The following is a 12,878-nucleotide window of genomic DNA, read 5'->3' on the forward strand; positions in this document are numbered from 1 at the left end:
CACATCAATCGTGACCACCACAACAGCTGTCGCTGTGCTCAGCCCAGTTTTTCAGTTTGGTAGTTTTACCGATCCCCGGGTTGAAGCTGTTGGTCGGGTCGAGCTTGCGATAGAACGACTTCAGTGCGTCTTTGGCAAAATACTCATGCCCCACGTTATGCTCTGCGGGGTACTCAGCATTCCGCGCATCAAAGGTCTGCAGGATTTTGTTTTTCAGCACTTTTGCATCCGCGCCTTTCTTCAACACGTAGTTCTGGTGCATAACGTGGCAAAACAGGTGGCCGTAGTAGAGTTTAGTATCAACCTGCTCATCGATTTCTGCCGGCAGCTCTTCAAACCAGTCGGGATCGTTACGGCGTAATGCCACATCGATAGTCATCATCGCACCCACATTTTTACTGTTCATAATGTGGTAGCGGCCGATAGCACCACCGGCAACAAACCGGTGCAGTATCGCTTTATCTGCTTCATCTTCCGTACATTCGAAGTAGCTGCCTTCATGGGTTTTAAAGAAATTATCCAGATACGCTCGGGCTTCATCTACACCGTCGTTACTCATTTCTAAAATCCAGTGATGCTGGTACTTGTCACGATACACTTCCATGCGGGCCGGTAAATGGCCGGGGAACAGATAACTTAAGTACTGCATGGTGCGGTCTGACATTTTGTTTGGCAAAAAGCCCAGTTTGTCAGTGAAGGCATCAAACTTACGTTTAAAGGCAAACAGCTTAGGGATGAATTTCGCCCCCAGCTTGCTGATGACGATAAACATATCTTTACCGTACTTCTTCGATACGTCGTAGCAGTCGCGGTGCAGATATTCACCGGAGTCCGGTAAGTTTTTAAAGGTAGAAAGAATGTCCCGGCGAATTTGGGTGAACATGGCGGCATCATTAGAGCCCACATAGAACACCTGCTTTTTGTCCGGAATCGGAAAGGTATCAAGGCGTACAGCGAATACCGCCAGTTTACCCGCACAGCCACTGGCTTCATGTAAGCGGCGGCCGTCATTATTAAAACGTGAAGGCGTGTCAGAATCGACATCCCGCACACGCTCATCGTATTCGTTATCTGATGCTCTCAGTTCAGGGAAAGCCACATCGTCTGCTGCGTAGTTCTGCTGTTGCAGATTGGTCAGGATTTCTTCCGGAGAGTCACCAAGATGAATACCCAAGTTATTGACCAGCGACAGCTTGCCACTCTCATCAATTTGGGCAAACAGAGACATTTCGGTGTACGCCGGGCCACGTTTAACCAGCGCACCGCCGGAGTTATTGCAAATCCCGCCGACAATAGAAGCGCCGATACAGGACGAGCCAATCACCGAATGAGGCTCACGGCCGTAAGGCGCGAGCTTTTCTTCCAGACCAAACAGTGTGCTGCCCGCCAGACCGACAATTTGCTTACCTTCGTCAATCAGCTGTATATCATCAATACGCATGGTGCTGATGATTACCAGCGGACGGTCGTAATCTTTACCATCCGGCGTTGACCCGCCGGTTAAACCGGTGTTGGCTGCCTGCATGATAACGGCCACATCCGCTTCCACACATAACGTCAGTACCCGCCAGATTTCCACTAATGTTGCCGGGCGGACCACGGCCAGAGCTTCACCGGAACCGAAACGAAACCCTTTACAATAAGGCTGTTTCTTTTCTTTATCGGTAAGTAAGTGGGCTTGTCCAACGACGTCGCCTAACGAGGAAATCAAAGACTGTGTATCGGTTTGTCCGCTCATAGGTCTCTCTGGCAGGTTGTACTGACGAAATTTCAGGCCACGCACTATACACTAAATTAAGAAGCGTGCGAACCCGTTGACGCCCTCGCAGGCTTTCTGCGGGCTGGCCTGCGGCGGGATGGAGAAGCCTTTGCTTGGGGCTTTTTATCCCCGGCATTTGCCTCTTTTGGCTGTTTGGGCTTCTTCGGCTTCTTAGGTTTTTTGGGCGCTGACAAGGTAGTCTCTGCTAACTTAAGATCCGGCTCAAATCCACTCAGGGTTTCCCGTGGCAGCAACTTCTGGATAAGGGTTTCAATATCCTTAAGTTGTTGTAATTCATCAGCACTGACCAGTGACCATGCCTGACCGCTGGCACCGGCACGGCCTGTCCGGCCAATACGGTGCACATAATCCGCTGCGGTATTGGGTAAATCCAGGTTCACCACCACCGGTAACTGGGCAATATCAATACCACGTGCGGCGATATCTGTTGCCACCAGCACATTGACTGTGCCGTCTTTAAACTCGCTCAGTGCACGGGTTCGGGCGCCCTGGCTTTTGTTACCGTGAATGGCAGCGCTTGGAATACCGGAATTGGTCAGACGGGTAGCAATCCGGTTAGCACCATGCTTGGTACGGGAAAACACCAGTGTCTGACGCCATTTCTGCTGCTTAATCAACGCTGTCAGCGCACCAACCTTCTTCGATTTATCCACATTGACCAGGATCTGCTGAACCTCTTCCACGGTGGTGTTCGGAGGCGCAACGGAAATCTTAACCGCTGACTGGGTAATCGATTCTGCCAGGGCTGTTACGGTAGGCGAAAACGTGGCAGAGAAAAGCAGGTTCTGACGTTTGGCCGGCAACAGCTTCAGCACACGTTTGATGTCGTGAATAAACCCCATATCCAGCATGCGGTCGGCTTCATCAAGCACAAGTACTTCAAGCTGATCAAACTTCACCGCGTTTTGCTGGTACAAATCTAACAGACGTCCCGGCGTAGCCACCAGAATATCAGTACCGCCACGCAAGCGTTTCATTTGCGGGTTGATACCTACTCCGCCAAATACCACGGTGGTTTTTAAATTCAAAAATTCATTGAAGCCACGGATATTGTCTTCTACCTGCGCGGCTAATTCCCGCGTCGGTGTCAGAACCAACGCTCTGACATTGTTACCACGTGCCTTTTGCCCTGAAGACAGTTTTTCCATTATCGGCAGTGCAAAGCCTGCTGTTTTACCTGTACCGGTTTGCGCGGCAGCCAGTACATCTTTACCGGACAGAATGACCGGAATAGCCTGGCTTTGAATAGGAGACGGAGACGCAAACCCAAGTGCGGAAACCGCTTTTAATAACGGTGCACTTAAGCCCAGTTCAGAAAACTGCATGAAAACCTCAAAGAATGGAAAAAATGACTTACAGAAAAACGGGCGCTACCAGTGAGCGCCCGTTATAAATAGGATAAGCGTTTGCTTACAGTACTACTACGTCAGCAGCCTGTGGGCCTTTGTTGCCTTGTTCGATAGTGAACTGAACGTTTTGACCTTCGCTTAAAGAACGGAAACCGTCAGATTTGATCGCACGGAAGTGTACGAAAACGTCTTTGCCGCCTTCCTGAGAAATAAAACCGAAACCTTTAGCTTCGTCAAACCATTTTACTGTACCAGTTACCTGAGACATAAATTACTCCAAAAAAATAATAAGTTAAATTAAATACGCCTATTTACGTATGAGGTCTTTCAGGTTTGGAACAGGCGTAGATCAGTAGTTTTCCGGAAGTAATTCTGTGAAGACTTACAAAGAATATAAAGAAATAGCATTAACAAGTTTGAATAGGACCTTCAAAAGGCGCGGCGATGTTACCAGTTGTTTATCAGAATATCCAGCTTATTTTTTAACCGGTTTTCAATGACAGAATTTTAATCTTCGCCGGCCCGTTATTTTCTATATTTATGATTATAAAATCGCCATGCAGGAAATTGCACAAGCAACACCAATGCGCTTTATAAATCCGTGACTATACTCTGAATAGACCAAGTATATAAAAGTCACGCCATCCGGGGTTAATGTTTGAAAAGCCTTCGCACAGAAATTGCGGCAATAACGCTTATTTCTATTACCGTCATCAGCGCGCTGGTGATGTGGGTGTCGTTGCGTGTTTACGAAGGTCTTTACGAAGAATTTGTCTCTCAGGAGCTGCAGGCTCTGTCTGAGAACCTGGCGAATGACTTGCTGCCACATATGACCGCAGATGACGAGTTCCCGCTCATCAGTGTACTGCTTCGTTTAGATGAATATGACAATGTGGAATTTGCCCGTGTCTATAATACGCAAAGCGAGATAGTTAGTGCTTACATCGGCTCTGCACTTGTTAAACACAGGCAGCATTCAGGAACTGAAAGCTCTACCGAAGATGTGAGGCTACACGAACTGGACTACGGACTTCATATTGAAGACAGCCATATCCGCGTAGTTAAAATAATTGGTGACCCGGCCCTGCCTCAGGGCAAACTTGTCATTTCCTATCTTATTGAGCAGTCACTTGCAGACAGCCAGAGAAAGTTCATCGTAGCCATTGTGCCCTTTGTTATTTTCATTCTGCTTATCGCCGTGTTTCTCGTACTGGAATTACAACGCCGCTCCCTGCAACCATTGTTTAAACTCATTGAGAAAATGCGCCGCGTAGAAGAAACCAAAGATTACGCCATAGAAGTAAGCATTGAAGGGAAGTCGGAAATCAAAGCTCTCACCCACGGCTTTAACAGCATGATGTCAGACATCAACAAACAAACCGAACTTAACCGGCAGAAAAATAAATTACTCACCCGTCAGCAGGAGCAAATGGAAAAGCTGGCGAACTTCGACCCCCTTACCGGATTGCCGAACCGGCAGTTTTTAATGAAGTGCCTGAACATCGAGCTGGCCAGAGCCAAGCGGGAAGAAAAAGATGTCGCTCTGCTGTTTCTTGATCTCGACGGGTTCAAAATGGTGAACGATTCCTTCGGTCATGACGTGGGTGACAAATTGCTTTGTAAAATTGCTGATGTGATCAGTGACAGCCTGAGGCTGGATGATGTTGTCGGCCGGCTTGGCGGAGACGAATTTGTCATCATTCTTGGGGAATGCAGTTCGGTGGAACAGGTTGAAGAAGTAGCTGCACGGCTGGTTGAGGCTATCGGCAGTGATCAACTGGTCGATCAATGGAAACTGGAAACAGGCGTAAGCATCGGTATTGCGCTGGCAAAGGACTGCGACTTCAGCCTGACCACCTTAATGAGCAATGCGGATATTGCCATGTATCATTCCAAGCGAAACGGTCGGGGTCAGTTCACCCTGTTCACCCGCATGATGCAGGACGACAACCACCGTATGATCCGCATCTCTACCAGTATTCACACGGCGATTGAAAACAATGAATTATTCCTTGTCTATCAACCTAAAGTGGACCAGAGCAGTAAGGTGATGGGTTTTGAAGCATTGATCCGCTGGTATAACCCTCACCTTGGCATGGTGTCACCGGCAGAATTTATCCCCATAGCTGAGCAGAGCAATAAAATATCAGTCATCACACTCTGGGTCATGGCGCAGGTATGCAAGGACGTAAAACACATTCTCAGACAATACGGAGAAGCCACAACGATTTCCCTGAACCTGTCAGCCAATGATTTAAAGGACGAAACGGTCACTGCTTTTGTTCTGGAAAAAATACGAGAGCTTGGCGGACTGGCTGGCGCCATTGAGTTCGAAATTACGGAATCTGCCTACCTCAAAAGTTTTCAGGCGGGGAACGCGTTTTTTGATGATCTTCGCGCACTGGGATGCAAAATAGCACTTGATGACTTCGGTACAGGGTATTCTTCTTTAAGCTACCTCACCGAATTCAGCATTGATACGCTGAAAATCGACCGTCAGTTTGTCAGTCAGATTGGAGTCTCACAACGTTCAGAACTTATCACCGTCACCATTATTGAGATGGCACGTCACCTGAAACTGAAAGTCTGCGCCGAAGGCGTTGAAACCCTGGACCAGGCAACGTTTTTGATAGATCACGGGTGTCACCTTTTACAAGGCTATTATTACGGCCGGCCAGAGCCGATTTGTGAAAATAATGAAGAGGACGGGTTAATTCCCGCCCTCGAAAGCCAGCATAGTATGTAGCAAAACCACCTTTCAGCCCGAGGTGTACAGCACTGTCAGTGTTTCCGGCAGCGTCACATCTGCAGGGAGATAGCCCACACTGCCCTGATTTTCCAGTAAGTATTCCATCATGGCGTCCACAGATTGCACCTGAACCGGCGCCTTATTTCTGCCGCTGAACCGCATTTGCGCCCAGTATGACTGAATGCGTGACTCTGTGAGGCCCACAATACGTGCGTTAAAGATAAGCCTGGTTTGCGCGCCGGGGACAAGTGTTACCGGTTCAAGCCCGGACGAAGCTCCGCCCATAAACAGATTGCGCACTTCATGCTTTTCCATGGTGCCTGCCGGCTCTGCAAGATTTGCTACCACAATAATCTCATCACTGGCTTTTGCAGGCTGTGACGACATTAACAGCGCAAGGGTGAGAGTAAGATTCATCAACTTCATCAGAATACCCACTCCAGTCCGAACTGGTACAACACGGCCTGACGGTCAAAGTTTTCGGAGCCCGCTTTTAACTCGAACAAAGAGGTTTTACCGGGCTCACCGTCTAAAAACGTTACTTCCGCTTTCAGTGCCATGCCCGGGCGGAAGTCCCACCGCCCGGTCAGGGTAACAGAATCCAGCACATCGGTGGGAAATCTGGCCTGCAGTTGCTCCACGCCGTAGTAGAGCATATCAAGCTGAGGATCCAGACCAACGGGGATAGTGTTGTTCAGTTCCCCGAGGATCTGATTGGATTTGGCGTAGGTCACTAGTAACTGGTAATCACCGAAATAACGTCCCAGCGTGACATAGTAGTTTTCGATACCGGCCAGAATATTAATGGTGGATTCCACGTCTACATATTCTGCAGACATAAACCAGTCCAGGCTGTCGTAGCTTATTCCCACAAGGTAGGCATCCACCTGTCCCGTTAATGAAAAATAATCAGCTAAATCATCAAATCCGGTGGCTTTCAGTCCGCCGGTCAATTCTCCCAGACCGGCAATATCCGCTTCCACATCGGCAGAAATAAACGTGGCACCGCGCAGTTGCCAGCCCCGGTAACTGATTTCGGCGATACCGCCGTAAATCTCTTTCACCTCAATGTGAAAGCTCTCCCCGCTGGCTTCAATGTCATCAGAAAAAGAGCCGTAGTATCCTTCCAGCCCTATATAGACATCGTCAATGTTGAACTGATAGCGAGCGTTCCCTCCTTCGTAGCGGGGAAAGAACAGATAGCTGCCGTACAACTGTCGGGGAGGAGATATCCAGGGATAGGCGTATCCCACGTCAAATACGTCAGAATACTGGAGATACGGTGTACGCAACCGGCCTGCTTTAAATTGCCAGTTTGCGTTGGGTTCATAGCTTAAGTAGAGCCATTCCAGCCCGGAGCCGCGACTTTCATCACTGTGCAGAAGCACCTGCCCGGAGACCGATACCGTGCCGGTCAGTGCATAATCAGCCTGTAAGCCCAGCAATGACTTCTCTGAGAAACTGACTTTATTCTCATAGCCTTCAAAGTAAGCCTGATCAGTATCCAGATAGCCGGCCACCACGCGGGCGAACCCTGAAAATTCCACGGGGAAGTCGTCACTGGCATTATTGCAGGGTGAGAACAACAATGCGGCAGTGAAGACAACTGTTAAACCTGACTGTTTCAACCTGTGAGATCACTTTATCCAAACTCATACCTGTTTTGAGTATTATTCAAAGTGTCATTTTTACCAGCCGGTTTATGCAAATTTTTGCAACTGCTCAGTGTAAACGCTGATGTCCCCGAACATTTTCTCTACCCACTGCAGATTGTGGTAAGTATCAAGATAACGCTCACCACTGTCACACATCAATGTAACGATAGACCCCTGCTCTCCCCGGGATTGCATTCCTTCAGCCACCTGCAATGCGCCCCACAAATTAGTACCGGTTGAGGCGCCGGCGCGGATCCCGGCAATATCTGCCAGCCAGTGAATGGTGGCAATACTGGCTTTGTCTTCCACCTTCAGCATTTTGTCGATGACATCCGGCTGAAAGGACGCTTCTACTTTGGGCCTTCCTATACCTTCAATGGCACTCCCCCGCTGACTGGTTAACGTGCGGTCTCCGGACTGATAGCTGTCGTAAAACACGGAATGCTCAGGATCCACAACAACCAGCTCTGTCGCCAGCCCCTTATAACGGATATAACGGCCAATCGTCGCTGAGGTACCGCCGGTACCGGCGCTCATGACCACGGTGTGGGGCACGCTGTGAGGTTCAGCCGACATCTGGCCGAAAATACTTTCAGCAATGTTGTTATTGCCCCGCCAGTCTGTGGCCCGCTCAGCAAACATGAACTGATCCATAAAATAGCCGTCACACTCCTGCGCCAGCCGGACGGCTTCATCGTGCATATGGGTGGGACATTCCACAAAATGACAACGCCCGCCGAAACGGGTGATCAGGTTAATTTTGCTTTGTGCCGTGCTGCGGGGCATTACCGCGATAAACGGAATACCCAGCATACGGGCAAAATATGCTTCAGATACAGCTGTGCTGCCGGAGGATGCTTCAACGATAGTCGTGTTTTCACCAATCTTGCCGTTGCACAGGGCATAGAGAAATAAGGAACGGGCCAGACGATGCTTTAAGCTACCGGTGGGATGGGTACTCTCATCTTTCAGATAGATATCAATACCCTTCAGATTAAGCCCTTCGAGCTTAATAAGGTGCGTATCAGCGGAGCGCTGAAAATCCGCATTAATTTTCCTGATCGCCTCTGCAACCCAGTTTTTCATAGTGAGGTCCGTTTTTTGTTTGTATGAAGTCAGTATAAAAGCATCAGCAGGGAATCTTCCCGCATTTTTTGGCTGCAAGTCCGGCGAAAGAGAAAAATAATTGCAGACTATGAACTTAAAAGAGAATAAAAATGCAAAGAGATACTCTCTTTGCTGAGCCAGACATTAAATATCATTAAACCATACCGCAGACTTGTTCTGTACTGCCTGATCTCCGCTATGCTACCTGCCCGTAAAAGAGGAGCTTGTATGACACCGGCAGAATTGTCCCGCGTAGTAGAAATGGCGTGGGAAGACAGAACCCCGTTTGAAGCAATAGAGAAACTCTACGGACTCAATGAGTCCGCAGTAATAAAGCTCATGCGAAAGGAGATGAAACCATCATCCTTTCGCATGTGGCGGAAACGTATGCAGGGAAGACAAACTAAACATCTGAAGTTACGTCATCCCGGCATTGAGCGCGCTTACTGCCCGACACAGTACAAACGCTGACGGCTCTCAAAGCGTTACGGGCTCTAAACAGGCTGCCGCCTGAGCGCAGGAAGCCCTTTTCTCCGCTTCGTTGTAGCCAGCTTACAATTCTTTTATTTTGATATTCCGGAAAGCAACGGGTGATGTCCATTCCTGCAGCACGATGTGCCCTTTGGTAGCCTTGCCGAAATCAGCAAAGCTTTTAAAGTTGGACTGAGATACCCAGTCTTTCCATTCTTGACTGCCAAGGTCAACTTTCGCGGTTAAATTGCCATTCAGGTAAAAGGCCACTTCACCGTTATTTTGCTTGATAACCGACTGATTCCACTGCCCCTGCTCATGCACTGAAGTTTGTGTAAGCTGTGCGGAATAACCATACAGGCACCCCGGATTTTTCGCCGGCTTTTTATTATCGATATGTTCAGGACCCAGAAGCTGATATTCAGGTCCGGTTTGCCAGGCAAGCTGATTTTCCGGGTTTTCCTGAACATTAATGAACACACCGCTGTTACCATCTACGGTTGTTTTCCATTCGAAGGCCAGTTCATAGTTTTCAAATTCAGCATCTGATGTCAGGTCGCCATGCTGAACACCGCTGGTACGCAGATCGACAGTGATAGTGCCGTCCTGCACTATCCATGAAGGCTTAGCATCAGGATGTTGAAATAAGTGCCATCCATCCAGTGTCTTGCCGTCAAACAGCAACTTCCAACCCTCTTTGACTTCAGTTGTGGTCAGCACATTTTGCTGAGATGAAGATGTAGCAGCCATTGAACCGGCACTAAAGGCTGACAATGCACACACTGCCAGCAGCAATTTCTTATGTTGGTTGATTTTCACAGACCATCCTTAACAATATTCCCGGGGTTTACAGATAAGTGTGTCCCTAATCTGCTGAATGACACATTACAGTAACATCTTTGTTACTTCCATCGGCTCCCGGCCTTTTTCTTCCGGTGTCATACTCAGTGCGGCAGACTTCCGCACATGCCTGGCATAACCGGCTCTCCCTATTTGCTTTCCTTTGTCCCGGGGCGTATAAAAGACAGTACATAAAGCGTTCAAACAAAAGGATTATTGTGATGAAGAATGCCTGTTGCCTGTGCTTTGCATTCCTGTTTTTCAGCCTGCTGAGTTACGCCGGAGAAGCCGGTGTACCCGAGGTGTTCAGAGGCCATGCAAAAGACAACAAGCTTTATCTGCAATATGACGATCTGGACACATTTTTAAAAACATTTGTTTCCGTGACCGGCTGGTCTGAAAGGCAAAAAGCGGAGAACATAGATTCCAGAGTGGGTACGCGCCTGAAAGTACGCATTAATCCGCTGACGGTACTGGAGGGTAATAAATTCTACTTTACCGCCTTTGACAATGAACAGGTGGTTTCCACGTTGGCAGATATGCAGGCCAGTCTGATGTCTCTGCCGGATGAAATTCCTTTGCCTCTTCTCAGTGCAGATGAGCAACTGGCATACTGGCTGAATCTCTATAACTTCACCATGCTAAATGAGATTGCTAAACGCTATCCGGTCTACAGCATGAGTCGCTACCTCGATCCTGAAGAAGACAAGTATTTCCTTGATGACAAAGTCACGATAGTGGCAGGGATCCCTCTCAGCCTGAATGACATTAAAGACAAAATCCTGAAGGAAAAATATGACAGCAATCCGCTTATCCTGTATGGCCTGTTTCAGGGCAATATTGGCGGCCCCGGCATCCAGAAACGGGCATTCCGTAGTCGCGGAATATGGCGGACACTGAAGAAGTCTGCCACTGAATTTATTAATTCAAATCGTGGCACCTACTACGACGGCAAGGTTTCAGTGTTCTATGAGCGCAACCTGAACTGGTTTCATAACGATGAGGCGGCATTGAAAGCGCATATCCTGATGTATCTCGGCGGTGAAATGACTGAGGAGATCGATAAGGCAGAATCGCTGGATTTCGCCATGAAAGACTGGCAACTGGCAAGCGTAATGGGTGATCAGCGTAGTTACGGCGGGTCTGGTGCGACCAACAGTGCGGCTATGTTAGATTCAGTTGTAGTGAGCGGCAGCGCATTAGTTCCCACTCATATGATGGAGGAATGGGTTTCTAAAACGCCGGCGAGCACCCGTTTATCGCCGTCTCAACTGGCAGTACTTGATGATCTGCGTACCCGGTTCGCTGTGGCCCGGGGCTCGGTATCTGTCACCGATCTCAGCGAAGAAGAGGCGAAGTCAGACAAAGACCAGTAGCCACTGGTAAAAGGAATTCCGGACCAAACAAAAAGGGCGATGTTTTCACATCGCCCTTCCGTATTATGCTTTTTTAACGTTTCATGCGTCCAGGATAATCCGCAGCATGCGACGCAGCGGTTCAGCCGCGCCCCACAATAACTGATCACCGACAGTGAAGGCGGAAATGTATTCCGGCCCCATTGTCAGTTTACGGATACGACCTACAGGAATCGATAAAGTACCGGTTACTTTTGCCGGCGTCAGTTCCTGCATGGTGATCTCACGGTCATTCGGGATCACTTTCACCCAGTCATTGTGCTTCGCCAGTAAACCTTCGATTTCCTCGACACTCAGGTCTTTTTTCAGCTTCAGAGTAATGGCCTGGCTGTGACAGCGCATTGCACCAACACGAACACATAATCCGTCTACCGGTACCGGTGAGTCCTGAGTACCCAGGATCTTGTTGGCTTCAGCCTGCGCTTTCCATTCTTCACGGCTTTGACCTGACGGCAGTTGTGTGTCGATATACGGGATAAGGCTGCCGGCCAGTGGCACACCGAACTGATCTGTCGGGTTTTCATCAGAGCGGATAAATTCAGCGACCTGACGGTCGATGTCGAGAATAGCTGTTGACGGGTCGTCTACCAACGCTTTCACATTACCGTACACAGCGCCCATCTGACTGAGCAATTCACGCATGTGCTTTGCACCGGAACCGGAGGCCGCCTGATAAGTCATAGGCGATGCCCACTCAACCAGATCGGCTTCAAACAAACCACCCAGCGCCATCAGCATGAGCGATACTGTACAGTTACCACCTACATAGGTTTTTACGCCGCCCTGCAGACCTTTATCAATTTCACCACGGTTTACCGGATCTAAAATGATCACCGCATCATCTTTCATCCGCAGTGCTGAGGCAGCATCGATCCAGTAGCCATTCCAGCCGCTTTCCCGCAGGGCCGGATAGACTTCTTTAGTGTAATCACCACCCTGACAGGTAATAATAATATCCTGCTTTGCCAGTGCTTCGATGTCATTGGCATCTTCCAGTACACCGCAATCTTTACCGGCGAAATCCGGCGCAGGTAACCCTTTTTGAGAGGTCGTGAAAAAGGTTGGCTCAATGAATGAGAAATCGTTTTCTTCCTGCATTCTTTGCATTAATACAGAGCCGACCATACCGCGCCAGCCAACTAAACCAACTTTATTTTGAGACATTCTCTGAACCCTTCTTGTGTCCTTCCCGGCGCCTGTCTGACGGCAAAACCTCTTGTGGGCTCTTTATCTTTTGCCGTTGTTCACCGGAAACCTGTTGTAAAGGCCGCAGTCTATAAAGAAAGTCACGGCTTTGCCAGCAGCATTTGTTATCAGCAATAGCTGTTTTTCATACAAGACGGGTAATTTCCGTTGAATAGTCAGTATTGCGCGATGTTGCGATTGCGCTGTGTCGTTGATTCCGATAGGGTAGAAATTAGCCAGAAGAATAATAACCTATTGATTTAGATTAACTTACCTGCCTTCTCCGGCCACTGAGATAATAAAAGAGCCCGCTTTTATCAGCAGGAA

General features: G+C 48.7%; 11 protein-coding genes. 3 read left to right on the forward strand and 8 right to left on the reverse strand.

Annotation, left to right across the window (positions count from 1 at the left end):
- Window positions 1–4 precede the first annotated feature (4 nt).
- The 3 genes from dld to cspE all read right to left on the reverse strand — a co-directional run bounded on the left by dld (window position 5) and on the right by cspE (window position 3,397).
- Window positions 5–1,738, reverse strand: a complete 1,734-nt coding sequence (dld, locus tag ACXAH4_RS13535) for a D-lactate dehydrogenase (protein WP_474843384.1) — start codon at window positions 1,736–1,738, stop codon at window positions 5–7.
- A 56-nt stretch (window positions 1,739–1,794) separates the two neighbouring features.
- Window positions 1,795–3,105 (reverse strand): DEAD/DEAH box helicase, encoded by a 1,311-nt coding sequence (locus ACXAH4_RS13540; RefSeq protein WP_474843386.1) that lies wholly within the window; start codon window positions 3,103–3,105, stop codon window positions 1,795–1,797.
- Window positions 3,106–3,190: 85 nt separating this feature from the next.
- On the reverse strand, window positions 3,191–3,397 hold the full coding sequence (gene cspE / locus ACXAH4_RS13545) for a transcription antiterminator/RNA stability regulator CspE (RefSeq protein ID WP_119502459.1): 207 nt from the start codon (window positions 3,395–3,397) through the stop codon (window positions 3,191–3,193).
- 390 nt (window positions 3,398–3,787) lie between these two features.
- On the opposite strand from cspE, the gene ACXAH4_RS13550 reads away from it, so the two are divergent.
- Window positions 3,788–5,875 carry a putative bifunctional diguanylate cyclase/phosphodiesterase gene (locus ACXAH4_RS13550; protein ID WP_474843389.1) on the forward strand — a complete coding sequence of 696 codons (2,088 nt, stop codon included), beginning with the start codon at window positions 3,788–3,790 and terminating at the stop codon, window positions 5,873–5,875.
- A gap of 12 nt (window positions 5,876–5,887) precedes the next feature.
- Here ACXAH4_RS13550 and ACXAH4_RS13555 read toward each other — a convergent pair whose 3' ends face one another.
- The 3 genes from ACXAH4_RS13555 to ACXAH4_RS13565 all read right to left on the reverse strand — a co-directional run bounded on the left by ACXAH4_RS13555 (window position 5,888) and on the right by ACXAH4_RS13565 (window position 8,619).
- On the reverse strand, window positions 5,888–6,304 hold the full coding sequence (locus tag ACXAH4_RS13555; protein WP_474843391.1) for a hypothetical protein: 417 nt from the start codon (window positions 6,302–6,304) through the stop codon (window positions 5,888–5,890).
- Complete coding sequence (locus ACXAH4_RS13560) at window positions 6,304–7,506, reverse strand: hypothetical protein (protein WP_474843393.1); 1,203 nt, start codon at window positions 7,504–7,506, stop codon at window positions 6,304–6,306. The genes ACXAH4_RS13555 and ACXAH4_RS13560 overlap by 1 nt, the downstream gene beginning before the upstream one ends.
- A 72-nt stretch (window positions 7,507–7,578) precedes the next feature.
- Window positions 7,579–8,619, reverse strand: coding sequence for a PLP-dependent cysteine synthase family protein (locus ACXAH4_RS13565; protein ID WP_474843395.1), 1,041 nt, complete (start codon window positions 8,617–8,619; stop codon window positions 7,579–7,581).
- Window positions 8,620–8,868: 249 nt separating this feature from the next.
- On the opposite strand from ACXAH4_RS13565, the gene ACXAH4_RS13570 reads away from it, so the two are divergent.
- Window positions 8,869–9,111: a TIGR03643 family protein gene (locus tag ACXAH4_RS13570; protein WP_474843397.1), complete on the forward strand. Its 243-nt coding sequence runs from the start codon at window positions 8,869–8,871 to the stop codon at window positions 9,109–9,111.
- An 81-nt stretch (window positions 9,112–9,192) separates the two neighbouring features.
- On the opposite strand, the gene ACXAH4_RS13575 is transcribed toward ACXAH4_RS13570, so the two are convergent.
- Complete coding sequence (locus ACXAH4_RS13575; protein WP_474843399.1) at window positions 9,193–9,930, reverse strand: 3-keto-disaccharide hydrolase; 738 nt, start codon at window positions 9,928–9,930, stop codon at window positions 9,193–9,195.
- Between the two features lie 242 nt (window positions 9,931–10,172).
- Between ACXAH4_RS13575 and ACXAH4_RS13580 the strand changes: the two genes are divergently transcribed.
- Entirely contained in the window at window positions 10,173–11,327 is a 1,155-nt protein-coding gene (locus ACXAH4_RS13580; protein WP_474843401.1) for a DUF547 domain-containing protein, read from the forward strand.
- Between the two features lie 81 nt (window positions 11,328–11,408).
- Here the strand turns inward: ACXAH4_RS13580 and asd are convergent, their stop codons facing one another.
- Window positions 11,409–12,530: an aspartate-semialdehyde dehydrogenase gene (asd, locus tag ACXAH4_RS13585; RefSeq protein ID WP_474847392.1), complete on the reverse strand. Its 1,122-nt coding sequence runs from the start codon at window positions 12,528–12,530 to the stop codon at window positions 11,409–11,411.
- Between the last annotated feature and the right edge of the window lie 348 nt (window positions 12,531–12,878).

The organism is Alteromonas sp. ABV2_168 (assembly GCF_056161165.1).